A 23,177-nucleotide genomic window follows, 5' to 3' on the forward strand; every position below is an offset into this window, starting at 1 on the left:
CGAGGTGACGGGCCGTTCGGGCGAAGAACTCAGGCCAGGTGCGCCAGTTCGGCGCGGGCCTTGTCACCTTCCTCCGAGAGGTCGGTGCGGGTGAAGATGTTCCACCGCCGCAGCAGCGGCTTGAAGACCAGTTCGCCCTCGTTCGCGCGGTCGTAGATGCCCGCCGCGGCCAGCGCCTCGTCGCTGGACCCGCCGCCGGGCAGCTCCACATAGGGCACCCGGAAGTCGGCGACCCGGTCGGCGATGGCGCGCACCGCCTGATCGGGGGTCAGGTCGAGCGCGGCGGAGACGAGTTCGGCGAAGAACTCGGCCTGCAGCTCGTCGTCGGCGGCCAGCTTCTCGGCCATCGAGGTGACGATGGGGTTCTCACCGAGGGCGGCGGTGTTGCGATGCCGGATCGCGGCGGCGGCCTCTTCGAACGCGCAGGTGGCCAGCACGTCGATCAGATGCATCGGGGGACGGTTGAAGCCCTCGGTCATGTGCGCCATGCGCGCCCGCTCCAGGGCCACCGGGTCCACCGCGCGGGTGAGCATCAGGTAGTTGCGGATCATGATCTCGTGGCGGTTCTCCTCCGCCGTCCACCGGCCGACCCAGCGCCACCACGCGCCGGTGCGCAGGTACTTGCCGAGCTCACGGTGGTAGGAGGGCAGATTGTCGGCGACGAGGACGCTCACCGTCAGCGCGAGCCGCGCGGTATCGCTGAGCTCGGACTGTTCGGGGGTCCAGTCGGTGCCACCGAGGAAGGCGAAGTTACGGCCGTCCGCCCACGGCACCTGCTCGTGCGGCTGCCAGCCGTCGGCCACCTCGATGTGCCGACGCAGGTTCGTTTCCACCGCGTCCTCGAGCGAATCCAGGAGCTCTCGATCGGTCAAAGTTTTCTGCACCACGCCAACCTAGTACCTGTGCCGCGAGCGCGGGGACCAATGGGTCAACCGGTCCCCGCGCAGGCGCAGGTCACAAACTCATTTGGGGGTCACGGTGATTTCGCCGTCGACCCAGGTGATGGTGCCGCCGGTGAATTCGCTCTGCTTGCCGCCCGCGATGTCCTGCTCGTCGCTGACCGGGTAGCCGAGGGTGCCGTTGGCGCCGCCGTTGGCCTCCCAGGCCTCCCGGATCTCGCCCCAGACGATGTGGGCGCCCGAGTCGCTGCTCCAGTAGATGGTGCCGCCCTCGAAGTCCTGGTATTCGCCGCCCTCGGGGCCGGATTCCTGCGCTTCCTCCGGTGCGCCGAGCGGGCTGGAGGCCCCACCGACGGCGACGTACTTGTTGTACACCTCGCCGGAGATGGTGATGTCGCCGTTGGGCGTGGAGATGGTGGTCGACTCGCCCGCGGCGGCCGTGGTGGTGACCGTGGCCTCGGCACCGGGTGAGGTGGTGTCCGCCGAACCGGCGCCCTCCTCGGGCGTCGTCGTCGCGCCGGCGCCGCCCGGCAGCGAGGTGATCACGCTGGAGATGGCCGAATCGGCCGAGTCCTTGTCGTCATCGCTGCAGCCGGCGGCGAGCAGCAGACCGGTCGCGGCGAATATCGCGACTCCCCCGGTAGCGGTACGTCGAGCGAAGTGGTTCATATCCATCCTCTCGCGAGTGGCCCCCCGGGGGCACGCCCCCGGAATGGAGCCTGGCCGACATCCGCAACGGCCCGGCGGAACAGTGTTCGCCGAGCCGTTGCTGGATTGGTGTCGCCGCGGATAATACCCACAGTTCGCCGATATCAAACGCATTCCGGCCGGTGAGGCGGCCGATTGCCGGGCTATGCGTTCGGGCCGTACTCCTCGAGCATTTCGGTCACCAGGGCCGCGATCGGCGAGCGTTCACTCCGGGTGAGCGTGATGTGCGCGAAAAGCGGGTGCCCCTTGAGCTTTTCGATCACCGCGGCCACGCCGTCGTGCCTGCCGACCCGCAGATTGTCGCGCTGGGCGACATCGTGGGTGAGCACCACCCGCGACCCGGTGCCGAGACGGCTCAGCACCGTCAGCAGCACATTGCGCTCGAGCGACTGCGCCTCGTCGACGATCACGAAGGAATCGTGCAGTGACCGGCCGCGGATGTGGGTCAGCGGCAGCACCTCGAGCATGTCGCGGCTGAGCACCTCCTCCATCACCTCCCGGCTGGCCAGCCCGTCGAGGGTGTCGAAGACGGCCTGAGCCCACGGGCCCATCTTCTCGCTCTCGGAACCGGGCAGGTAGCCCAGTTCCTGACCACCCACCGCGTACAGCGGCCGGAACACGACCACCTTGCGCTGGGTCCGCCGCTCGAGCACGGCCTCCAGTCCGGCGGTCAGCGCGAGCGCGGACTTGCCGGTACCGGCGCGCCCGCCCATCGACACGATGCCGATGCTCTCGTCCATCAGCAGGTCCAGCGCGATCCGCTGCTCGGCCGAGCGACCGTGCAGGCCGAAGGCCTCCCGCTCGCGCACCAGCTGCACCCGCTTGTCGGCGGTGACCCGGCCCAGTGCGCTCGAGCTGCTGCCGAGCAACCGGATTCCGGTGTGGCAGGGCAGTTCTCGCGCCTCGTCCAGATCGATCACCGAGTCGGCGTAGAGCTGGTCGATCTGAGCACTGGCGACATCGAGTTCGACCATCCCGCTCCAGCCGGAGGTCACCACGTCCTGCGCGTGGTATTCGTCTGCGGCCAGCCCGACCGCGCTCGCCTTGACGCGCAGCGGGATGTCCTTGGACACCAGGACCACGTCCTCGCCCTCGGCCGAGAAGTTCAGCGCGCAGGCGAGGATGCGGGAATCGTTGGTGTCGGAACGGAATCCGGCGGGCAGCACCGAGGGGTCGGTGTGGTTGAGCTCTACCTGGATGGTGCCACCGTCGGTGCCGATGGGCAGCGCCTGATCGAGCCTGCCGTGCTGAACCCGCAGGTCGTCGAGCATGCGCAGCGCTTCCCGGGCGAACCAGCCGAGTTCGTGGTGGTGTCGCTTGGCCTCCAGTTCACTGATCACGACCAGGGGTAGGACCACCCGATGTTCACCGAACCGGGTGACGGCCCAGGGATCCGAGAGGAGAACGGAGGTGTCGACGACGAAAGTCTTTCGACCGGTACGCGAGGGGCGGACCCCCTTCTTCGAGGCCGAGGCCGTGTGCTTCGCGGAAGCGGAAACGGAGCGTGCAGCAGTCACGGTGGGCTCCTTATGTGTTCGCACGGCACCCGCACGAACGATCTCGCTGGACCGGTCCGTCCTGGTAGGTGGGTGACGCGCTGGTCAACCACCACGAGGGCCGGGTGCCGGCCCTCTCGCACTGAATAGCTCAGTCACGGTCAGGACCTCCCGTACGAGCCACACCGACGCGGCCCGCATCTCCGACGCTACCGCCGAACCGGTGGCGGCGCTGGCGGACCGACCCACGTGTCCGTGAATTTGTCGTTAACCGGCGCGAACGTACCGGCGCCGCGCGTCGGCGGCTAGAGTCGAAGGCATGGCCGATGACCAGGATCTGGAGCAGCTGTCGTCGAAGGAACTGCACGATCGCGCGGTGAAGAGCGCGGTCCGGCACGGGGACGTGAAGTTCCTCTGGCAGCTGCTGAAGTCGATTCCGGCCGCGCAGGCCGAGGCGGGCGAACTCGGCGAGAGCGAGGCCGACATCAAGTACGTGCTGCCGATGATCGACGACTACTTCCACGCCGGCGACGGCAAACTCGCCGATGTCCTGCGCCCGACCTATCTGGCGTACCTGCGCAAGCAGAGCTGAGTCAGCGCCGCGTGATCGCCCGCGCGATGCCGACGATGGTGCCGCGCAGCACGTTTCCCTTGCTGAAGTGGTCGTCCCACAGCACGATCCGGCCCTCGCGCAGTTCGAAGGTGCCGCTCACCCAGAAGCCGATACGCACCGGGCCCGCGCGCAGGTAGTCGGTGCGGTCGGTGAGCACGATGTCGCCGTCGGCGGCGATGTGATGGATCTCGGCGGAGAAGCCGAGCGCGGGCCGGTCGAGACCGCGCAGCACGGCGGCCACCCGGTCCTTGCCGCGCACGCTCGGCAGTGAGGCGTTCTTCCAGACGATCGCCGGATCGAGCAGTTCCAGTGCCTCGTCGACGGCGCTCAGTTCGAGCGCGGCGAAGAATTCGCGCACGACGGTGACAGCGGTCTCCGGCAGTTCCGGCTCGTCGGTCATGGTGCGAGCGTAGAACCTTCGCGCGCCGGAGACCAGGGTCGTCACCGATCCGCCCGGCGGGCGATCAGCACGTCGAGTCCGTCCAGGATGCGTTCGATGCCGAAGCTCAGCGCGCCCTCCCCGCCCGCGGCCCCGCCGTCGACATCGGTGAAGGCCGCGCGCACGTGCGGGAACCGGTCGCCCGCCGCGATCACCGTGTCGGCCAGCTGGCCCGTGACCTGCTCCTGCAGCTGGTCGGCATCCGCCCCGAGTGACTGCTGGGCCAGTCCGCGCACGTGGCCGTTGAGCAGCACGATCGTGTCGAGGCGTTCGGCGCCGGTGAGTCCGGTGCCGTCGAGGGCGGCCAGCACGACCTCGGTCCAGGCCATCTCGTTCGGGCCGAGCGGGCGCGCGCCGAGGGTCAGCTCGATCACCCAGGGGTGGGCGCGGTAGCGCTCGAAGATCTCCTCGGCCCAGCGGCGCAGGGCGGGCCGCCAGGACTGGCCGGGCGGGGTGGCGGGCGGCCGGCCGATGGCGGCGTCGACCATCAGCGCGGTCAGCTGCTCCTTGCCCGGCACGTACCGGTACAGCGACATCTTGGTGAAGCCGAGGCGTTCGGCGAGCCGCTGCATCGACAGGGCGGACAGGCCGTCGGCATCGACCAGCGTGATCGCCTCGGCGACGATCCCGTCCAGGGTGAGCGCGGGCTTGGGTCCGCGCTTGGGTCGCTGCGTGGCGCCCCACAGCAGCTCGACGGTGGTCGGCGGCGGCATCGGTCCATCCTCTCGAATTTCCGGTTGACCTGAAACTGTGTCTACCATACCCTTAATCGTGTCCATCGGATACAGATTCCATCGGACACAGAATCTCAGGAGGTTTCATGCGCAACCAGACCGTTCTCATCTCCGGCGCCAGCATCGCGGGTCCCGCCCTCGCCTACTGGCTGCATCGCTACGGCTTCACCGTCACTGTCGTCGAGCGGGCGCCCGCACTGCGGGCCGGTGGTCAGGCCGTCGATTTCAAAGGCCGCACGCACCTGACGGTGCTCGAGCGGATGGGCATCATCGACGAGGTCCGCGAGCGGCGCACCGGCACCACCGACCTGGCGTTCGTCGACGCGCACGGGCGCGAACTCGGGGTCATGCCGGGCGAATTCACCGGCGGCGACATCGAGATCCTGCGCGGCGATCTGGCCGAGATCACGTATCGCCGGACCGCCGACGAGGTCGAGTACGTCTTCGGTGACAGCATCACCGCCCTCGACGACACCCCCGACGGCGTGCGCGTCCGGTTCGAGCACGGACCGGACCGCACCTTCGACCTCGTCCTCGGCGCCGACGGCATCCACTCACGGGTGCGCGCCCTGGCGTTCGGTCCCGAAGCCGACTACGTGCACCACCTCGGCCACCACTACTGCGTGGCCGGGTCGAGCCGCTGGAGCGACGCCGCCACTCCCCGCGAGCGGGCCCGCGGGCACGCCCACAACACCCCGGGCAAGCTGGCCGTCGACGGCGGACCGAAGGCACAGCAGATGTACATGTTCGCCGCCCCCGAACTCGACTACCCCCGCCACGACGTCGATGCCCAGCGCCGCGTCATCGAGCGGACCTTCGCCGACATGACCTGGCACGCGCCCCGCATGCTCGCCGATCTGGCCGACTTCGACGACGTCTACCTCGACTCGATCAGCCAGGTCAGGATGAACGGCGCCTACACCCGCGGCCGGGTCGCCCTGGTCGGCGACGCCGCCTACGGCAACACCCTGGCGGGCTTCGGCACCGGCCTAGCCATCGTCGGCGCCTACGTCCTCGCCGGCGAACTCGCCACCGCCGCAGGCGATCACACCCTCGCCTTCGCGAACTACGACCGAATCATGAAGCGCTACGCCAAGATCGCGGGCAACAGCAACGCCGGCCGCTTCCTCGCCCCGAAAACCGCCCTCGGCATCCGCGCCCGCAACTGGTTCATCGGCTCCCGCCTGTTCACCCTCATGCTGAAATACGGCGACAAGGCCGCCAACGACATCGACCTGATCGACTACCCGACCCTGCTCCCAACCCAGCCCGTCGGCGGGCGCGATGCCGAATAGGACCACCGGGCCCGCGGCTCACACCTTCTCGACACGCACTCGCGGGTGTTCCGAAGTCAGCTTCTCGATGTCGTCGGTGTCAGAGGTCAGGATCGTCACCGCGCCCGACACCGAAAGAGCTGTCGCACAGAGCATCGCGTCGATCGCGTACTTGTGACCGTGCAGACCCGCGCGCTTCAACAGTGCTGCCGCCGCATACGCCAGATCCTGGGTGACGGGCTCGGTTCGCAGCCTCGACAATGTCCACCGCAGCGCGGCATCGTCGATCTTCGGGTGGATGACTTCGACCAGTGTCGCGGCGGAAGTCAGCACCGGGATGTCCGCGTTGCGAGCAGCGACCAGCCATTCATGGACCTCACGGTCTCGCCGTACGGCTTTGGCCAATGCTTCGCAGTCGAGAACGAGCGCGCCGCTCACGCGGCGTCGGTGGCTGCACCGTTGCCACCACTGAGCCGGGACTGTTTATCGGCCACCGCGTCCGGGTCGGCCGGTCCGTTCGCCTGATCGAAATCCGCGATCAGTTCGTCGAGGTTGTCGCGCTCGATCTGGCGCTGGGCGGCCCGCTCCAGGTATGCGGACACACCCCGCTTCCCGACCCTCGCCCGGATCGCCTGGAGCGTCCCGGCGGTCAATGTCACGGAAATGCCGCCCGCCGGGCCGTCGCCGGGAGCGAACTCGGGGTCTTCACTCATGCTGCCGATTATGGCATTTTAAATGCCATATGCCAAGAGCGATGGCGCCCCGCAGCGACCCTTGACTTGGAGTGCACTCCAAGTCATAGGGTCGATGGCATGAGCATTCGCCTCGGATATCAGATGCCCAACTTCAGCAATACGTCTTCGGTGCGCGAGCTGTTTCCCGCGGTGATCGCGCAGGCGAGGGAGGCGGAGGCGGCGGGGTTCGATGCCGCGTTCGTGATGGACCACTTCTATCAGCTGCCGCTGGTCGGGGGGCCGGAGGAGCCGATGCTGGAGGCGTATTCGGCGCTGTCCGGGCTGGCCACGGCGACCGAGCGAATTCAGTTGTCGGCCTTGGTGACCGGCAATACGTACCGGAATCCGGCGCTGCTGGCCAAGACCGTCACCACGCTGGATGTGGTGAGTGGCGGGCGGGCGGTGCTGGGGATCGGGGCGGGGTGGTTCGAGCTCGAGCATCAGCAGTACGGGTTCGAGTTCGGGACCTTCACCGAGCGGTTCGAGCGACTCGACGAGGCGCTGCAGATCATCGAGCCGATGCTGCGCGGCCAGCACCCCACCTTCGACGGCAAGTGGTACCGCGCGCAGAACGCGATGAACGAGCCACGCATCCGCGACGACCTGCCGATCCTGCTCGGCGGTGGCGGCGAGAAGAAGACCTTCGGCCTGGCCGCGCGCTTCGCCGACCATCTCAACATCATCTGCAACGCCTCCGAGCTCCCCCGCAAACTCGACGCCCTGCACCAGCGCTGCGCCGAAGCGGGCCGCGATCCCGCCACCCTCGAAACCAGCTTCCTCGCCCTCGCCATCGTCGACGAAGACGGCGACCGCGCCCGCAAACAGCAGGCCGACATCCTGGCGCGCCTCGGCATCGACCTGTCCACCCTCACCGAAGCCGAGCGCCGGGAAACCGTCGCCGACCGCCAATTCGCCGGCACCCCGGACGAAGTCGCCGAACAGATCCGAACCCGCGTCCTCGACCTGGGCATCGACGGCGTCATCGTCAACATGGTCACCAACGGCCACGAGCCCGGTGTCGTCAGCGCGGTGGGCCAGGCCCTGCGCCCGCTGGTCTCGACACCCCGGTCCTAGGGCCCCGAAGATCGGGGGCTGACGCCCGGATTCGTACGGTGGTTAGCTTCACGCCATGAAACGCACCATCGCCGCCGCGGCCGTCGCCGCCGCCATGTTCGCACCACTCCAATTCGCCACGGCGGGAGCGGCTTCGGCGGCACCCATGCTCGGCTCGGCCGATGAGGGCTGCACGATGCAAGGGTGCTCGTCGCCGTTGGCGGAGTTCCTGTTGATCACCCTGCCCGAACTGCTCAGCTCGGGCAGCGGCGCGTAGTACCCGGACTATCCGGTCCGGCTGCCGAGGGTCTGGGACAGGAACGGCCACGAGGTACGCAGGTCGTCCTCCCAGTAGCCCCAGGAGTGGGTGCCGACGGGGCGGTCGTCGAAGGTGACCGGGATGTCGAGTTCGCGCAGGCGGTTCGTCAGGTTCACCGTGCAGGCGTGGATGGCCGCCTCGATCGGGCCGCCGAAGAGGATCTGCACGGGCAAGGGGATTCGGCCTTCCTGCACCCGGCGATCGGCGGGGGTGTCGTGCGGTGCGGCCGGAATGCCGGTTCCCGCACTGAGATACACGGCGGTGCCGCGCAGACCTTCGGCGTTGACCAGTGGGTCGTTGGCGCGCCACAGCGGACCGTTGCGCGGTCCCCACATGTTCTCGACGCTCTGTCCGCCGCCCCAGTTCTCCACGGTGATCCGGACGAATTCCTGCCCGATCGGGTCGGAGGTCTGCGCGCAGCCGCTGTAGGAGGCCACGCTGTTCCAGAATCCGGGCCGGGCGATCGCCAGATTCAGGACCGAGGTGCCGCTCATGGAGACCCCGACCAACGCGCGATCGTCGTTCGCGCCGAGGTGTCCCTCGATGACCGGGGGCAGTTCCTCGTTGAGGAAGGTCTGCCATTTGTTCCGGCCGAGGACGGCGTCGTCGCGGACCCAGTCGGTGTAATAGGAGTTGCTGCCGCCGTAGGGCGTCACCACGTTGACGTCCTTGTCGCGCAGGTAGCTCACCGCGTCGGTCTGCACATCCCAGCCGCTCTCGTTCGGCCCACCGCCGGACCCGTTGAGCAGGTACATCGTCGGCCGCGGGGTGGAGGTGTCGGCGGCGCGGATGACCTGGATCGGGATCTCACGGCCCATGGCGGGCGAATACACCATGACCGTCTGCTGCCGGTCGTTCACCTCCTGCACCGAGGCGATGCCCGCCGAGCCGGGTTCCGCGGCAGTCGTCCCCGCCAGCCCGGTCATGGTCGAGACGGCCAGTAGTCCGGCCGCGGCCCAGCGCAGTGTCATCGATGTCGATCGCGGTGTTCGCAAGGGGAAGCCTCTCGGTGCTCGTCGTCGGCAGGTGCCGATGTCGCCGAGGACTTCGGGACGCCACCGTGCCCGGCTTGGTCCGAGTGGCCGAAACTTTCGCGAGGCCCGTCGGGTCCGTGCACTCGCCGGGCCTGCGGGCCCTTCGCGCCGACCACCCGGTCGAACTCCACCCGGCGGCCTTGCCGCAGCAATCTCAGGTCCTGGTGTTCGAGCACGTCGGAGTGCTCGACCAGCAGGTCGGCGCCGCCCTCGTCCGGGACGACGAACCCGAATCCGCGCTCCACGTTGAACCATTTGACCGTGCCGGACTGTGTCATCAGGTGTCTCCTTCGCTCGATTGCGAAAGGATTTCGTCGTGCCCCGTGGCTCGGATCGGTGCCGGGAACGCGGTTGGGAGGGAAACAGACGAACGCCCCCGCAGACCGAGAGTTTCGGTCCGCGGGGGCGTTCGCGCGATAGGGGTTCGGCTCAGCCGAGGAGGCGCCAGTCCTCCAGGCCCTGATACAACGGGACACTCTGCGCCAGCTTCGACACCCGACCACGCAGGGTCTCGGTATCGGAAGTGCCCGCCAGGGTCGCGGCGATGATGTCGGCGACCTCGGTGAACTCCACATCACCGAAACCACGCGTCGCGAGGGCGGCGGTACCGATCCGCAGACCCGAGGTGACCATCGGGGGACGCGGGTCGAACGGGACCGCGTTGCGGTTGACCGTGATACCAACCTCGTGGAGCAGGTCCTCGCCCTGCTGGCCATCGAGTTCGGAGTTCCGCAGATCGACCAGGACGAGGTGGACGTCGGTGCCGCCGGTCAACACCGAAACACCCTTGTCCTTCACATCGGCCCCGGTCAGGCGTTCGGCCAGGATCCGGGCACCCGACAGAGTCCGCTGCTGACGGTCAGCGAATTCGTCGGTCGCCGCGATCTTGAACGCCGCCGCCTTCGCAGCGATCACATGCATCAAAGGCCCGCCCTGCTGACCGGGGAACACCGCCGAGTTGAGTTTCTTCGCGAATTCCTGCTTCGCCAGAATCAGACCCGAACGGGGACCACCCAAAGTCTTGTGGACCGTCGAGGACACGACGTCGGCATACGGCACCGGCGACGGGTGCAGTCCGGCGGCGACCAGGCCGGCGAAGTGGGCCATGTCGACCCACAGGTAGGCACCGACCTCGTCGGCGATTTCCCGGAAGCGGGCGAAGTCCTGGTGACGCGGGTAGGCCGACCAACCGGCGACGATGACCTTGGGTTTGGCTTTGATCGCGATGTCACGGACTTCGTCCATGTCGATGCGATGGTCTTCCTTCGACACCCCGTAGGAGTGGACGTCGTAGAGCTTGCCCGAGAAGTTCAACCGCATGCCGTGGGTCAAATGCCCACCGTGGGCGAGGTCGAGCCCGAGCAGGGTTTCGCCGGGGTTCATCAGGGCCATGAGTACGGCGGCGTTGGCTTGGGCGCCGGAGTGGGGTTGGACGTTGGCGAATTCGGCGCCGAAGAGTTCTTTGGCGCGGTCACGGGCGAGGGTTTCGACGACGTCGACGGCTTCGCAGCCACCGTAGTAGCGGCGTCCGGGGTAGCCCTCGGCGTATTTGTTGGTCAGGACCGAGCCTTGGGCTTGCAGGACCGCGCGGGGGACGAAGTTCTCCGAGGCGATCATTTCGAGGGTGTCGCGTTCGCGGGCGAGTTCGCCTGCCATCGCGGCGGCCAACTCGGGATCGAGCTCACCGAGAGACTGGGTATTCACCGAAGCGGTCGTCTGCGTCACGGACCTCAGTCTATGGGCCGCGCGCGGACGCCCGAGCACGGGGGATAGCGCAACACCGACCGGCCCGCCACTCGCGAGACGCAGCTCACAGGGTTGCGGCGGTCCCGGCGGGCCGGTGCGCCGGCCGCCGGACGAGGTCGCCGGTCGTAACGGGGCAGCCGGAGGTGACCGATCACACAGGTATGAACTCCCTGCCCGTCACTCCGGCCATCGCCCCGTCCAACCCGATCGACGCACTGCTGCTGCAGCTCTCGCATCTGGTCTGTCAGCTGCTCAGCGGCGGGAACTGCGCCATCATCATGTGAGCGCGTTCGCCGCACCCATCCGCCGGATCGCGCCGGGCGTGAGCGGCTCGTCCAGCAGTCGGCCGAATCGGTCGGAGCGATCGGCCGCGTCGACCGCGCCGTCGAGCCAGCCGCCGAGCAGGCGATAGCCCTCCACATAGGTGCTGATGTAGGCCCGCCACAGTGGCGAGGACAGGAAGCGCAGCGACTGCCGCGCCCGCTCCGGCGTCGCCAGGCTCCACCGTTGCAGGAACAGCGCCACCTCGTCGGCGCTGCGGTGCTGATCGTGCAGCAGCAGCGCCGCGTCCTGGCGCACGCTCAGCAGCTTCGCCGAGGCGGTCGAGAACCGCTCGGCCCGCTCGCCGTCGAAGCGGAGTCCCAGATCGGCGTAGATCTCCTGCGCCCACGCACCCCAGCCCGGCCCGACGATCGACTGCAGCGCCAGATCGGCCAGCCCCTCGGCCATCAGGCACTGCGGGGTGTTGACCAGGAACAGCGTCTGCTCGTCCTCGCCCGCCGCGACCAGTCCGGCCTCCTTGCGGCAGTGCTCGGTGTGATGGCCGGGGTAGGCCTCGTGCGCGATCAGGGCGGGCAGGTGCGCCATGTGCTGTTTGAGGTCGGAGTTGATCGCGACCTTGGAGTGGAAATCGCCGAGGTAGTAGTTGAACCCGGACCACGGCTTGTCGCCGACGACCTCGTAGGTGACGTGCTCGTTGTCGGGCAGCGGATAGCGGTCGCGCACCCGTTCGCGCAGCGCGCTGGAGAACGCCTCGACGCAGGTGGCGAGCTTCTCCGGCGGGATCTCGTCCCCGCGCCGGTAGGCGGCGGCGCGCTCGGCGAGCGGTCCGTCGCCGCCGAGCACCTCGTCCATCAGCCGGTGCGCCTCGCGATAGTCCTCGGGATCGCCGGGAGCGATGTCGACGTCGAAATACGCGCGCACCTCGTCGACGAAACCGATCTCCTCGCCCGCGAACTTGCGCGCCGAGCACTCCATCGCCACCAGGTGGGCGTCGAGGAACTCGGTGCGCTGGGCCGAGAGCCCGGCCTCGGGCAGTTCGACCCGCAGCTCGGCGGCCCGGCGGGCCAGCGCGGCGGGCTCGGGAGCGGGCGCGTTCTCGGCATCGCGGCGCAGCCGCGGATCGCCGGTGAAGGCGTCGACGAAGCCCTCCTCGAGCCGATCGAAAGCCAGTCCGAGCCGCAGATATTCGGTGACAAGTGGATGTGACCCCATACCGCGACCTTACGGTGTCGCGCACAAAAGTGCGCTCTACCTCGGGATTGTTGCTAGTTACCCACCGGTAGCCAAACCCCCCGTTGCGCGCGGACGACCGACACGGAGCACAATCTCGCTATGCGGTCAGAGTTATCCCGGATCTCACCCGACGGGCAGCCCAGCTGTGCGTGTTTGTCCGGACGGAGCGTCGGGTAAGTGGCACGGATGAGCGAGCCGAGTCCGTATGTGGAGTTCGATCGGAAGCAGTGGCGGACCCTGCGCAAGTCGACTCCCCTGGTCCTGACCGAGGAGGAACTGACCGGGTTACGTGGCCTCGGAGAGCAGATCGATCTCGAGGAAGTCGCCGAGGTCTACCTGCCGCTCGCTCGACTGATCCACCTGCAGGTCGCCGCACGCCAGCGGCTGTTCGCGGCCACCGCCACCTTCCTCGGCGAGAAGCATCCGGACAAGCAGGTGCCGTTCGTGATCGGCGTGGCGGGCAGCGTGGCGGTCGGCAAGTCGACCACCGCGCGCGTGCTGCAGGCGCTGCTGGCCCGCTGGGATCACCATCCGCGCGTCGACCTGGTGACCACCGACGGATTCCTCTATCCCACAGCCGAACTCACCCGACGCGGCATCATGCACCGCAAGGGTTTTCCGGAGAGCTACGACCGGCGCAAGCTGCTGCGGTTCGTCACGGAAGTGAAGTCGGGCGCCGAAGAGGTGTGCGCGCCGGTGTATTCGCACATCTCCTACGACATCGTGCCCGACGAGAAGCACTGCGTGCGCCAGCCCGACATCCTCATCGTCGAGGGCCTCAACGTCTTGCAGACCGGCCCGCGCCTGATGGTCTCGGACCTGTTCGACTTCTCCATCTATGTCGACGCCAGGATCGAGGACATCGAGAACTGGTACGTGCAGCGCTTTCTGGCCCTGCGCAAGACCGGCTTCGCCGACCCCGACGCGCACTTCCACCACTACTCGTCCTTCGACGACCAGCAGGCCACCGCGGCCGCGCGCGACATCTGGAACTCCACCAACCGGCCCAACCTGGTGGAGAACATCCTGCCGACCCGTCCGCGCGCGACGCTGGTGCTGCGCAAGGACTCCGACCACACCATCAACCGGTTGCGCCTGCGCAAGCTCTGATCACGGCGCGCTCAGCGAGACGACCTGGGTCGCCAATTCCGTTCGCGCACCGTCACGTTCGACGACGAGCACGCCGCGCGGGGTGTCGCGCGCGTCGGTCGGATCACCGGCGACCACCTCGACGACGGATTCCTGTGCGTGCGACAGCATGTCGACCACGGGGTACTCCCCCACCGGCGCCCACCCCTGGGCGGCCGAGCGCAAACGATCGACCGCCGACGGCGCACCGGGGGCGTCGGCCCACTTGCGGGTGGCGACGGTGATCGTGTCGTCGTCCCAGCGCGGGCTGTAGGCCGCCGAGCACTCGCCGGGCAGCAGGGGCAGCTCCTGGACGACATTGGTGGTGACCTCGATCGTCGCCACGTGCCCGATCCCGCAGGACGCGCTGCGCGCGGTCGCACCGGCCAGCACGAAGCTGCGCGGGTCGGGCCCGGTGGCGGCCGCGAGCTGGCCGTCGATGCCGGGCACCCGGCCCAGCGGCAGGATCTCCTCGGCGCCGATCGCGTACAGGTGGCTCTTCTCCCACCACAGCCCGCGCGACTCCACCCTGGCCACCAGCAGGAACTCGTCGCTGGCGGCGACCAGCCGGGCACCGTCCCAGTTCCCACCCGAGAGCGGATCGGGCGAATCCGGCAGCACCACATCACGTTCGGGCGCGGCAGGCTCGGTGCCCGCCAGATCCAAGCTCATGATCTGGCCGGGCTCCCGCCACCAGCCCACCACCGAGTCGCGCAGGGCCACCGCGTCGGTGCAATCGCATTCGGTCCGCGAGACCGCGCCGTCCTGGACGCTCAACGTCACCAGCGTCTTGGAACTCGTCTCCACCGAGAACGCGTACCGACCGTCCTCGGTGAAGCCGACCGCCGCCGAGGAATAGCCGAAACTGCCGGGCGCGCGGACGGTCTCGGCGCCGCGCACCACCGCCAGTTCGGCCGCGGTGCGGTAGGCGAACACCGGGCCCGTCGCGAGCGCGCGCTCCTGTTCCGGGGTCAGGCGCGGTGCCGGTGGCTGCTCGGTCCCGCAGCCCGCGGTCAGCGCGAGCACGCATCCCAGCACGCCGATCGCCGCGCCCCACCCCATCCTCGCTGCTGCCACCGCTCACCCCTGCACGTGTCGTCGGGCCTGGTCTCGGGCAGCAGCCTAGCCCGCACGCGCCCCGAATCGGCGCGGACTTGCCTACAACTTCCAGGCCGCGTCGAGCCTGGTCGCCACATCGATGTTGCGGACCGCGGCGATCTCGGGCTTGCGGATCTCGGCGGCCACATAGCGGGCGACGAACCGGCGGATCTCGTGATCGACACTGGCCAGCACCCGCAACAACTCACCGCGCTTGGTGGCACTGGCGACATTGACCCGCACATCGCTGGGCCGCGGCTCGGCGATATCGATGATCACCCGCAGCGGGTCGGCGGTGCGCGCGGTCAGATGCAGGTGCACCGTGCCGTCGACCCGGAACCGCGACCGGTCGACCGCCAGATCGACGACCAGGTCCACGCGCAAGGGGATGGTGAGCTCGAAGGAGATGTAGGCGTCGACGAAGCGCAGGATGTGCGGCCGGGCCAGCTCCACCTGCGCGGTCACCTTCGCGAGCTTGCCGGGGCCCACCCCGATCGGCCCGAAATCGAAAGCCGCACCGGTGAGTTCACCGAACGCCTCGGCGATCCGCTGCTCGGACACGGCGTATTCCAGGAAACGCCTGCCGAATTCCGCATAACTTATGTAGGAAGACTGATCGGGTTCCACTGACCGCAGAGTACGCGAGCGGACCGGCTCAAATGCCGAAACGCCGGTGCCGCGCGGCGTAATCCCGTAGCGCGCGCAGGAAGTCGACCCGCCGGAACTCCGGCCAGTACGCCTCGGTGAACCAGATCTCCGAATAGGCGCTCTGCCACAGCAGGAAACCCGAAAGACGCTGCTCACCAGAGGTTCTGATGACCAGATCCGGGTCCGGCTGACCGGAGGTGTAGAGGTGCTGACCGATCGCGTCGACCGTGATCGACTGCACCAGATCCTCACCCGACTCGCCCGAGGCGATCTCCTGGCGCACCAGCGAGCGCACCGCGTCGGTGATCTCCTGCCGGCCGCCGTAACCCACGGCCACATTCACGTGCACGCCGTCGCGGCCACTTGTCCGCTCGGCCGCCGTGCGCAGCCGCTTGGCGATCAGCTCGGGGAACCCGGCCAGCGAACCGACGATCCGCACGCTCCAGTTCTGCTCCGGCGCCGACAGCTCCTCCACCACGTCGGTGATGACCTCGAACAGGGTCTCGAGCTCGTCCGGATCGCGGCGCAGATTCTCCGTCGACAACAGATAGACGGTCACCATCTCGATGCCCTCGTCGGCGCACCAGCCGACCAGTTCGGCGATCTTCAGCGCACCCACCCGATGGCCGTGGCTGACATCGGTGAAACCGTTCTCGCGCGCCCACCGGCGATTGCCGTCGCACATCACCGCGACATGACGGGGGTGCTGCTTGTCTGCCAGGTGCTTGGACAGCCTGGCTTCGTAGATGCGGTACGGCAGACCACGCACCCGACCAAGAAACTCCACGCCCGCACCCTACGCCTGGCCCGCCTCCCCGGGAATTTTGCCGGTCGTGGGTGGGGGGTGGGATTCGTGCCGGGCCGGCGGTGAGTGGGTGGTTCGGTTTTGGTGTGGTTGGGGAGTTACCCATGTTCTTGCGAGATCAGTGGGTCGCGTTTTTTGTGTTGGGGGGCACGTTTGTGGTGGTGGGGTTGGGTTTTGGCGTACGGTTGGAGCGTAACTTACGGTACCGTAGGTTTTTGTCCTTGGAGGTTTCGTGGAGGCTGTGCAGGCCGTTGAGGTGCCCGTCGCGGTGGTGAAGCCTCGGTTGCGGGGGTGGATTCATACGTGGGCTGTGGGGGTGGCGGCTGTTGGGGTTGCCGTTCTTGTGGTGTTCGGGTTTCGGGAGTCGGCTACCGCTGGGTGGTCGACTTTGTTGTACGGGGTTTCGGTGTGTGCGCTGTTCGGGATCAGTGCGGTGTATCACCGGGTGACCTGGCGGAGTGTGCGGGCTCGGGTGCGGATGAAGCGGGCGGATCACTCGATGATCTTTCTGTTCATCGCGGGGAGTTATACGCCGTTCGCGTTGCTCGGGTTGCCGGGGTCGACCGGGCGGACGTTGTTGATCGTGGTGTGGGCGGGGGCGCTGGCGGGGGTGGCGTTGAAGATCCTGTGGCCGACGGCGCCGAAGTGGGTGGGGGTGCCGTTGTATCTGCTGCTGGGGTGGGCGATCGTGCCGGTGGCGGGGGAACTGCTGCGCAATGTGGGGGTGCTGCCGATGGTGTTGCTGGCGGTGGGTGGGGTGATCTACAGCGTGGGGGCCGTGCTCTATGCCACCAAGTGGCCCAATCCGTGGGACGACTTCGGGCATCACGAGTTCTTCCATGCCGCGACCGTGGTCGCGGCGCTGTGTCATTACGTCGCGATCTGGCTGGTCGTACTGGGCTGACCGGCGCGTGGGCGCTGCCGGGATGGCCGCGCCTTCTATGCTCGGTATTTGTGTCACTCGAGTGTGCGCGGTGAATCGGCTGATCCGGTGGGCCCTGCGGTCCTACTGGGGGCTGGCCCTGGTGGTCATCTCCGCCAATATGGTCGGCGTCGCGGCCATCTTCCTCGTCGCCTGGGCGGGCGGGGTCTTCAGCCGGCTCGGCTCGGACTGGCGCGATTCGGCGGTGCTGATCGCGATCTACCCGACGCTCGCGTTCACCGCCGGGATCTGCCTTGCCCTCTACGACCGGCGCAGACACCTGCGCTGGCTCGACGACGGCCGTCGGCCCACCCGTGAGGAAGCCGAGCGCCTGATCCGGCTGCCCGCCGCGATCACCCTGCGCGCGATCGTGCTGTGGACACCCGGCGTCGCGCTGGCGGTGTGGCAGGTCGACCGCTACACCGACTATCACAATGTCGCCGTGCTGGTCGCGGGCTTCACGCTCGGCGCGCTGGAATCGGCGGGGGTGATCTATCTGGTCCTCGACCAGCTGGTCCGGCCCGCCGTGCCGATCATCGCCGCGGTGCTCGGGCCCACCGTGCACCCCACCTCGACCGTGCTGGTGCGGGTTCTCGTCACCTGGGCGGTCTCGGCCGCGCTGCCGGGGCTGATCATCATCGTGGTGCTCAGCGACAGCACCACCCCGGCCGAGGACCGGGTGCGCGCCGCCTTGCTGTTCTCGATCGTCGCCCTCGCCGTCGGCGCGCTGGCCACCTGGCTGCTCGCCCGCTCGGTCGCCACCCCGATGCGCACCCTGTACCGGGCGCTGGAACGGATCACCCGTGGCGAACTCGACGTGCGGGTGCCCGTCGGCAGTGCCAGCGAGATCGGGCGACTCGAACACTCGGTCAACGAACTGGCGTCCACCCTGCGCGACCAGCTGCATACCGAGGACGTGTTCGGCCGCCACGTCGGCTCCACCGTGGCCGAACGCGCCCTGGCAGGCAATGCCGACCTCACCGGGGACGTGCGGATCGTCTCGGCGCTGTTCGTCGACGTCACCGGCTCGGTGCAGCTGTCCGCCGAGATGGCGCCGGAGGAATTCGTGCACAAGCTCAACCGGCTGCTCGCCACCGTGGTCGCCGCCACCGAGGACAACGGTGGCCTGGTCAACAAGTTCGCCGGTGACGCCGCCCTGTGTATCTTCGGCGCACCCTCGGCCCTGCACGACAACGCCACCCCCGCCCTGCGCGCGGCCCGCCGCATCCGCGACGAGGTCGTCGCCACCGGCGAACTCGACATCGGCATCGGCGTCGCCCGCGGTCGCGTCTTCGCCGGTGATGTCGGCGCCGACACCCGGCTCGAGTTCACCGTGATCGGCGACGCCGTCAACGAAGCCGCGCGGCTCACCGCCGAAGCCAAGGACGCCCCGCGCCGCATCCTGGTCAGCACCGCCATCCTGCAGGCCGCCACACCCCACGAGCGCGCCAAATGGAAGCGCTACAAGGACATTCGCCTGCGCGGCATCTCCGGCCGCACCCGCACCTGGTCCGACCTCGCACCCGTTCGCTGACCAGCTGGACCCACGATCACGCGACTCAGGGGCGAGCACCAGACGGGTGAATCCATCCGAGCGGCACACGGAAAGGCCGATCTGACGGCAACCCGATCGGTGCGCTGACCCGCCCGCCACCCGAGCGGCAAAGTCCGATCTGACGCGCGGACCGCTCGGTCCGCTGACCTACCCCGGCGCCTGGTTACGTGCTTCGGTTAGCGCTGTAGGGCGGTGGTGAGGGCGGCGGGGTCGGTGACGGGGAGGTCGCAGACCGAGCCGCGGCAGACGTAGGCGGCGGGGGCGCCGTCGACGAGGGGGCGATCCGCCAGCAGGGGCGCGGCGTCGGGTGGGGCGGCGAGGACGATCGAACCACCGGGTGCGGCGTCACGGGCAGCGGCGAGGAGTTCGGTTGCGGCCGAAGATTTCTCGGTGGCGGCGATAGCCACCTGGATCGGGCCGCGCACCGACGCCTCGGCGACGGCAAGCCAGTGACCAGCGGTGCGCGGCGCCCTGGCGAGCAGGATCGCGCCACGGCCCAGCGTCAGGTCGGCGAGCTCGCGGTAGCGCGAGGCCCGATCGATATCGGCCACGGCGGAGGCGGTGAGCAGGGCCTCAGCGAGGGTGGACGCGCCGGACGGGGTAGCGCCGTCGACCGGGTCCCGCGGACGGGCGACGAGGGTTTCGGCGTCGTCGGCGGTGTCGAACCAGCTGCCGGGCTGGTCGGGATCGGCGAAGCGGTCGATCGCGGTGTCGAGCAGCAGCTGGGCGGCGGCGAGCCAGTCGGGTTCGCCGGTGGCCTGGTAGAGCGCGAGCAGGCCGGTGGTGAGCCAGGCGTAGTCCTCGAGCACGCCGGGCGGGGTGCCCGCGGCGCCGTCGAGGGAGGCGCGGCGCAACCTGCCGTCGACGAGGTGGACCTCGAGCAGGAATCGCGCGCAGCGGACCGCGGCCGCGATCCACGACGGTTCCTCCAGTGCCGCACCGGTTTCGGCGAGCGCGGTGATCGCCATGCCGTTCCAGGCGGTGACCACCTTGTCGTCGCGCGCGGGCTGTGGCCGCTGCGCGCGCACCTCGAAGAGCTGGGCGCGCAACCGGTCGAAGCGGGCCGACTGTTCGATGTCGACGGGATCGCTGCGCCGGGTGAGCACCGAGGTGCCCTGTTCGAAGTTGCCGGCGGTGCTCACGCCGAACGCGTCGGCGGCCCACATGCCCTCGAGCGGGCCGAGCTCGCCGACCAGCTCCGCGGGCGTCCACACATAGGTCGCGCCCTCGACGCCGGGACCGCCCGGTTCGAGGTGGGTGTCGGCGTCGAGACCGGAGGCGAAACCGCCGTCGGCGGTGCTCAGATCACCCAGCAGGAATTCGACGGTCTCGCGCGCGACCCGGTGCGGCAACGATTCCAGTGGCGTCGCGGGGGCGCGGCGGGCGAGATGGCCGTAGGCGCGCAGCAGCAGCGCGTTGTCGTAGAGCATCTTCTCGAAATGCGGTACCAGCCAACCGGTGTCGACGGCGTAACGGGCGAAGCCGCCACGCAGCTGGTCGTAGATGCCGCCGCGGGCCATCGCCTCGGCCGTGCGCTCGACCAGGTCGTAGACCGTCTTGTCGCCGGTGCGCTCCCAGTGCCGCAGCAGCCCCTCCAGCAGGGCCGACGGCGGAAACTTCGGCGCCCCACCGAAACCGCCGTGTTCGCGATCCTCGTCCGCGGCGATGGCGGCGACCGCCTGATCGAGTAGTGCCGGGGCGATGGCGAATTCGGCGTCGGGCAGGCCGGTGGCCTGGGCGCGCAGCGCGTCGGTGACCTGCTGCGCGGCCGAGTTCACATCGTCACGGCGCTTGTGCCAGGTGTCGGTGATCGCACTGAGCAACTGGGTGAACGAGGGCATGCCGCCGCGCGGCTGCTTGGGGTAGTAGGTGCCGCAGTAGAACGGCGCGCCGTCGGGGGTGAGGAAGCAGGTCATCGGCCAGCCGCCCTGCCCGGTCATGGCGACGGTGGCGTTCATGTAGACCGCGTCCAGATCGGGCCGCTCCTCGCGGTCGACCTTCACGCACACGAACTCGGCGTTCATCTGCTCGGCGGTCGCCGCGTCCTCGAACGACTCGTGCGCCATCACATGGCACCAGTGACACGACGCGTAGCCGATCGAGAGCAGGATCGGCACGTCCCGGGCCGCCGCCTCGGCGAGGGCTTCGGCATCCCACTCCCGCCAGTGCACGGGGTTCTCGGCGTGTTGACGCAGATAAGGCGAGGTCGCACCGGCCAATCGGTTCACGCTTCCACCCTGCCACACGCGCCCGGCCCCGCACACGGGCCCACCGTCCGGACCGGCCGATACGCTGGTGAGGTGACCATCGGCGACCTTCCGCAGCTCCTCGGCCCGGTGCGGACGCCGACAGCATGGGTCCGCCCGGGACACATCGGCTACGTCGGACCCGATCTCGGCGTCGATCCGCACTCCCCCTCGGTCGCGATGCTCACCGTCGGCGTGGACGGGCCGCTGGTCGTGCACACCCCGCACGGCCCGGTCCGCACGCGCAGTTGCTTCGCGCCCGCCCGCACGCCACAGCGCGTGATGGCCGCCGGGGACTGGATCCTGGCGTTGTTCGTCGATCCGGCGGGTGCGTCCGCGACGATGATCGCCGACGAGATGACCGACGCCGCCGGTGCTTTCGGGCTGGCGCACCGCCACGAGCGCGAGCTCGTCGAGCTGTGCGCGAGCCCCGTCGTGGAACCCGACCGCGTCTACGCCCGCGCGGTTTCCGGTGCGGGGCCGGTCGGCGATCCCCGCATCGCGCGGGTCGCCGCCGCGATCCGCGCCGAACCCGCGCAGCCCCTGCGCGCCGAGCGGATCGCCGCGAACATGGGCCTGTCCACCGGCCATTTCCTGCGGCTGTTCGCCCAGCACTGCGGTACCTCGTTTCGCGGGTATCAGCGATGGAACCGGATGATCTCGGTGTTCAGCGGCGCGGTCGGCGGCCTAGATCTGACTCGCTCCGCCGTTGATGCGGGCTTCGCCACACCCTCGCATTTCAGCGAGACCTTCCACGGCCTGATCGGCGTGTCCGCCACCACCGTGCTGCGCGCCGGAATCCACTTCGACCTGGGCGAACGCGCCTCCTGACACCGCGCCGCCACCGGCCGCGATAACCGCGCCGACGCCGGCTCAATCCTCGAGAATCACCGCGATTCCAAGGGTGGCCGCCCTTCGACCTGACGCCGTATATCTGGAACGCGGACCGGGAAACCGAATGGCTCAGGGGGAGAACATTGTTCGTGCGTCAGGACACCGACCAGGGGTCGGCACCGACGACACACCGAGCCGTGGTCGCCACCGCGTGCGGGGCCGTCGTGGTCGCCCAGATGGCGACCACCATCTACCTTCCCGGCATGCCCGCCCTCGGCGCGGACATCGGCGCGAGCGAGAGCACACTGCAGCTCTCGGTGGCCGTGTTCGTGGTGTTCGCCGCGCTGCCGGTGGTCGCCTGGGGCCGGGCGGCCGAGCGCTTCGGCCGGGTGCCCGCCTTCGTCGCGGCCGGGCTGCTGTTCGTGTTGGCCAGCGCCGCGCTCGCGCTGATCACGAACGCGCCGGAACTGCTGGGGCTGCGGGTGATCCAGGCGATCGGCGCGGGCGGCATCGCGGTCGTCGGCCGGATGATGATCAAGGACCTGTTCAGCGGCGCCGATCTCGCGCGTCAGCTGGCGCTGCTCTCGATGGCCTTCGTCGTCGCGCTCGGCGGTGGCCAGGTGATCGGCGGGATCGTCACCTCGACGATCGGCTGGCGCTACGGCTTCGTCATCCTGGCGGTACTCGCCGCGATCCCGGTCGCCTTCGCCCTGCGCATCTCGCTGCCGAAACCGGCGGTGACCCTGCCCGTCAAGGGCACGGCCCGGCGCCTGTTCGGCGACCGGATCTTCCTGGCCAGCGCCGTCGCGGGCGGGATCGGCTTCGCCGTGATCGTGATGATCCAGCAGAAGTCGGCGTTCATCTTCACCGACCGGTTCGCTTTGCCGCCGTGGGTGTTCGGCCTGTTCGGCGTGCTCTACGGCGCCGCGTATCTGGGCGGGGCGACCTATGTGCGCCGCGCGGTGCGCGGGGTCGGGGCGCGCGTCATGATGCGCCGCGGCGCCTGGATCATGCTGGCAGGCTGCGTGCTGATCACCGCCGTGTGGGTGGTCGACCTGCCGCGGGCGATCGCCCTGCCGATCTTCCTCGCCGGGTACGTGACCAGCACCTTCGGTCAGGCGACCCTGTTCCCCAACAGCGCCGCGCACGCCGTCAGCCATCTCGCCGCCGGAGCGGCGATCGCCGTCTCCTGGTGCGCGCTGATCCAGCAGGGCCTGGCCGGCATCGCCTCGCTCGCCGGTCCCGCGCTCACCGGCCTGCTGGCCTGGTCGCTCGTGCTCACCCTGCTCGCCGCGGCGAACGTCGCGCTCGTCCGCACTCCCGAAAGCCGTACCTGAATACCCGTTCTCGACGCTCCATCGCCACCCGAAGGAACCA

Annotated in this window: 25 protein-coding genes; 10 read left to right on the forward strand and 15 right to left on the reverse strand. The window is 69.0% G+C overall.

What is annotated here, in order from left to right; all coding sequences use genetic code 11:
* Positions 1–29 precede the first annotated feature (29 nt).
* From ACFVVM_RS12670 to ACFVVM_RS12680, 3 genes are all read right to left on the reverse strand, one after another.
* Positions 30–884 (reverse strand): acyl-ACP desaturase, encoded by an 855-nt coding sequence (locus ACFVVM_RS12670; protein WP_387616918.1) that lies wholly within the window; start codon positions 882–884, stop codon positions 30–32.
* 78 nt (positions 885–962) lie between these two features.
* Entirely contained in the window at positions 963–1,568 is a 606-nt protein-coding gene (locus tag ACFVVM_RS12675) for an LGFP repeat-containing protein (RefSeq protein WP_387616919.1), read from the reverse strand.
* A 182-nt stretch (positions 1,569–1,750) separates the two neighbouring features.
* Positions 1,751–3,124, reverse strand: a complete 1,374-nt coding sequence (locus tag ACFVVM_RS12680) for a PhoH family protein (RefSeq protein WP_387616920.1) — start codon at positions 3,122–3,124, stop codon at positions 1,751–1,753.
* A 298-nt stretch (positions 3,125–3,422) separates the two neighbouring features.
* On the opposite strand from ACFVVM_RS12680, the gene ACFVVM_RS12685 reads away from it, so the two are divergent.
* Entirely contained in the window at positions 3,423–3,695 is a 273-nt protein-coding gene (locus tag ACFVVM_RS12685) for a hypothetical protein (RefSeq protein WP_387616921.1), read from the forward strand.
* Position 3,696: 1 nt separating this feature from the next.
* On the opposite strand, the gene ACFVVM_RS12690 is transcribed toward ACFVVM_RS12685, so the two are convergent.
* Positions 3,697–4,116 (reverse strand): limonene-1,2-epoxide hydrolase family protein, encoded by a 420-nt coding sequence (locus ACFVVM_RS12690; RefSeq protein WP_387616922.1) that lies wholly within the window; start codon positions 4,114–4,116, stop codon positions 3,697–3,699.
* Between the two features lie 41 nt (positions 4,117–4,157).
* The gene (locus ACFVVM_RS12695; RefSeq protein ID WP_387616923.1) at positions 4,158–4,868 is read right to left on the reverse strand and encodes a TetR/AcrR family transcriptional regulator; all 711 of its coding nucleotides are present in this window, start codon (positions 4,866–4,868) and stop codon (positions 4,158–4,160) included.
* Between the two features lie 107 nt (positions 4,869–4,975).
* Here ACFVVM_RS12695 and ACFVVM_RS12700 point away from each other — a divergent pair, with 107 nt between their 5' ends.
* The gene (locus tag ACFVVM_RS12700) at positions 4,976–6,184 is read left to right on the forward strand and encodes an FAD-dependent monooxygenase (protein ID WP_387616925.1); all 1,209 of its coding nucleotides are present in this window, start codon (positions 4,976–4,978) and stop codon (positions 6,182–6,184) included.
* Positions 6,185–6,202: 18 nt separating this feature from the next.
* Here ACFVVM_RS12700 and ACFVVM_RS12705 read toward each other — a convergent pair whose 3' ends face one another.
* Positions 6,203–6,601: a PIN domain-containing protein gene (locus tag ACFVVM_RS12705; protein WP_387616927.1), complete on the reverse strand. Its 399-nt coding sequence runs from the start codon at positions 6,599–6,601 to the stop codon at positions 6,203–6,205.
* Positions 6,598–6,876: a hypothetical protein gene (locus ACFVVM_RS12710; protein WP_387616929.1), complete on the reverse strand. Its 279-nt coding sequence runs from the start codon at positions 6,874–6,876 to the stop codon at positions 6,598–6,600. Before ACFVVM_RS12710 ends, ACFVVM_RS12705 begins: the two co-directional genes overlap by 4 nt.
* A 99-nt stretch (positions 6,877–6,975) precedes the next feature.
* On the opposite strand from ACFVVM_RS12710, the gene ACFVVM_RS12715 reads away from it, so the two are divergent.
* Complete coding sequence (locus tag ACFVVM_RS12715; RefSeq protein WP_387616931.1) at positions 6,976–7,971, forward strand: LLM class F420-dependent oxidoreductase; 996 nt, start codon at positions 6,976–6,978, stop codon at positions 7,969–7,971.
* A gap of 55 nt (positions 7,972–8,026) precedes the next feature.
* The gene (locus tag ACFVVM_RS12720; protein ID WP_387616933.1) at positions 8,027–8,227 is read left to right on the forward strand and encodes a hypothetical protein; all 201 of its coding nucleotides are present in this window, start codon (positions 8,027–8,029) and stop codon (positions 8,225–8,227) included.
* A gap of 8 nt (positions 8,228–8,235) precedes the next feature.
* Here the strand turns inward: ACFVVM_RS12720 and ACFVVM_RS12725 are convergent, their stop codons facing one another.
* The 3 genes from ACFVVM_RS12725 to glyA form a co-directional block, all read right to left on the reverse strand.
* Complete coding sequence (locus tag ACFVVM_RS12725; protein WP_387616935.1) at positions 8,236–9,240, reverse strand: alpha/beta hydrolase; 1,005 nt, start codon at positions 9,238–9,240, stop codon at positions 8,236–8,238.
* The gene (locus ACFVVM_RS12730) at positions 9,237–9,581 is read right to left on the reverse strand and encodes a cold-shock protein (RefSeq protein WP_387616937.1); all 345 of its coding nucleotides are present in this window, start codon (positions 9,579–9,581) and stop codon (positions 9,237–9,239) included. Before ACFVVM_RS12730 ends, ACFVVM_RS12725 begins: the two co-directional genes overlap by 4 nt.
* 151 nt (positions 9,582–9,732) lie before the next feature.
* Positions 9,733–11,028, reverse strand: a complete 1,296-nt coding sequence (gene glyA / locus ACFVVM_RS12735) for a serine hydroxymethyltransferase (RefSeq protein ID WP_387616939.1) — start codon at positions 11,026–11,028, stop codon at positions 9,733–9,735.
* A gap of 164 nt (positions 11,029–11,192) precedes the next feature.
* Between glyA and ACFVVM_RS12740 the strand changes: the two genes are divergently transcribed.
* Entirely contained in the window at positions 11,193–11,333 is a 141-nt protein-coding gene (locus ACFVVM_RS12740) for a hypothetical protein (RefSeq protein ID WP_387616941.1), read from the forward strand.
* Here the strand turns inward: ACFVVM_RS12740 and ACFVVM_RS12745 are convergent.
* The gene (locus tag ACFVVM_RS12745; protein WP_387616943.1) at positions 11,326–12,543 is read right to left on the reverse strand and encodes a DUF885 domain-containing protein; all 1,218 of its coding nucleotides are present in this window, start codon (positions 12,541–12,543) and stop codon (positions 11,326–11,328) included. The two genes, ACFVVM_RS12740 and ACFVVM_RS12745, sit on opposite strands and share 8 nt — an antisense overlap.
* 198 nt (positions 12,544–12,741) lie before the next feature.
* On the opposite strand from ACFVVM_RS12745, the gene coaA reads away from it, so the two are divergent.
* Complete coding sequence (coaA, locus tag ACFVVM_RS12750) at positions 12,742–13,674, forward strand: type I pantothenate kinase (protein WP_387616945.1); 933 nt, start codon at positions 12,742–12,744, stop codon at positions 13,672–13,674.
* On the opposite strand, the gene ACFVVM_RS12755 is transcribed toward coaA, so the two are convergent.
* From ACFVVM_RS12755 to ACFVVM_RS12765, 3 genes are all read right to left on the reverse strand, one after another.
* Positions 13,675–14,769, reverse strand: coding sequence for a hypothetical protein (locus ACFVVM_RS12755; protein ID WP_387616947.1), 1,095 nt, complete (start codon positions 14,767–14,769; stop codon positions 13,675–13,677).
* Positions 14,770–14,850: 81 nt separating this feature from the next.
* Positions 14,851–15,417, reverse strand: a complete 567-nt coding sequence (locus tag ACFVVM_RS12760) for a hypothetical protein (protein ID WP_387616949.1) — start codon at positions 15,415–15,417, stop codon at positions 14,851–14,853.
* Between the two features lie 28 nt (positions 15,418–15,445).
* Positions 15,446–16,225, reverse strand: a complete 780-nt coding sequence (locus ACFVVM_RS12765; RefSeq protein WP_387616950.1) for an isoprenyl transferase — start codon at positions 16,223–16,225, stop codon at positions 15,446–15,448.
* 259 nt (positions 16,226–16,484) lie between these two features.
* Here ACFVVM_RS12765 and ACFVVM_RS12770 point away from each other — a divergent pair, with 259 nt between their 5' ends.
* Positions 16,485–17,147 carry a hemolysin III family protein gene (locus ACFVVM_RS12770; protein ID WP_387619171.1) on the forward strand — a complete coding sequence of 221 codons (663 nt, stop codon included), beginning with the start codon at positions 16,485–16,487 and terminating at the stop codon, positions 17,145–17,147.
* Positions 17,148–17,217: 70 nt separating this feature from the next.
* Positions 17,218–18,699: an adenylate/guanylate cyclase domain-containing protein gene (locus ACFVVM_RS12775; protein WP_387616952.1), complete on the forward strand. Its 1,482-nt coding sequence runs from the start codon at positions 17,218–17,220 to the stop codon at positions 18,697–18,699.
* A 197-nt stretch (positions 18,700–18,896) separates the two neighbouring features.
* On the opposite strand, the gene ACFVVM_RS12780 is transcribed toward ACFVVM_RS12775, so the two are convergent.
* Positions 18,897–20,948: a thioredoxin domain-containing protein gene (locus ACFVVM_RS12780; protein ID WP_387616953.1), complete on the reverse strand. Its 2,052-nt coding sequence runs from the start codon at positions 20,946–20,948 to the stop codon at positions 18,897–18,899.
* A 72-nt stretch (positions 20,949–21,020) separates the two neighbouring features.
* Between ACFVVM_RS12780 and ACFVVM_RS12785 the strand changes: the two genes are divergently transcribed.
* Positions 21,021–21,797, forward strand: a complete 777-nt coding sequence (locus ACFVVM_RS12785; protein WP_387616955.1) for a helix-turn-helix domain-containing protein — start codon at positions 21,021–21,023, stop codon at positions 21,795–21,797.
* A 152-nt stretch (positions 21,798–21,949) separates the two neighbouring features.
* On the forward strand, positions 21,950–23,137 hold the full coding sequence (locus ACFVVM_RS12790; protein WP_387616957.1) for an MFS transporter: 1,188 nt from the start codon (positions 21,950–21,952) through the stop codon (positions 23,135–23,137).
* Positions 23,138–23,177 lie beyond the last annotated feature (40 nt).

It is taken from the genome of Nocardia sp. NPDC058176 (genome assembly GCF_042883805.1).
In the GTDB taxonomy this organism is placed as follows: Bacteria; Actinomycetota; Actinomycetes; order Mycobacteriales; family Mycobacteriaceae; genus Nocardia.

What these genes read in the sequence shown, in the direction of transcription:
- ACFVVM_RS12685 (WP_387616921.1), top strand. Translation starts at nt 3,423, where the DNA reads ATGGCCGATGACCAGGATCTGGAGCAGCTGTCGTCGAAGGAACTGCAC.
- ACFVVM_RS12725 (WP_387616935.1), bottom strand. Translation starts at nt 9,240, where the DNA reads ATGACACTGCGCTGGGCCGCGGCCGGACTACTGGCCGTCTCGACCATG.
- ACFVVM_RS12690 (WP_387616922.1), bottom strand. Translation starts at nt 4,116, where the DNA reads ATGACCGACGAGCCGGAACTGCCGGAGACCGCTGTCACCGTCGTGCGC.
- ACFVVM_RS12715 (WP_387616931.1), top strand. Translation starts at nt 6,976, where the DNA reads ATGAGCATTCGCCTCGGATATCAGATGCCCAACTTCAGCAATACGTCT.
- ACFVVM_RS12700 (WP_387616925.1), top strand. Translation starts at nt 4,976, where the DNA reads ATGCGCAACCAGACCGTTCTCATCTCCGGCGCCAGCATCGCGGGTCCC.
- ACFVVM_RS12675 (WP_387616919.1), bottom strand. Translation starts at nt 1,568, where the DNA reads ATGAACCACTTCGCTCGACGTACCGCTACCGGGGGAGTCGCGATATTC.
- ACFVVM_RS12720 (WP_387616933.1), top strand. Translation starts at nt 8,027, where the DNA reads ATGAAACGCACCATCGCCGCCGCGGCCGTCGCCGCCGCCATGTTCGCA.
- ACFVVM_RS12695 (WP_387616923.1), bottom strand. Translation starts at nt 4,868, where the DNA reads ATGCCGCCGCCGACCACCGTCGAGCTGCTGTGGGGCGCCACGCAGCGA.
- ACFVVM_RS12730 (WP_387616937.1), bottom strand. Translation starts at nt 9,581, where the DNA reads ATGACACAGTCCGGCACGGTCAAATGGTTCAACGTGGAGCGCGGATTC.
- ACFVVM_RS12745 (WP_387616943.1), bottom strand. Translation starts at nt 12,543, where the DNA reads ATGGGGTCACATCCACTTGTCACCGAATATCTGCGGCTCGGACTGGCT.
- ACFVVM_RS12710 (WP_387616929.1), bottom strand. Translation starts at nt 6,876, where the DNA reads ATGAGTGAAGACCCCGAGTTCGCTCCCGGCGACGGCCCGGCGGGCGGC.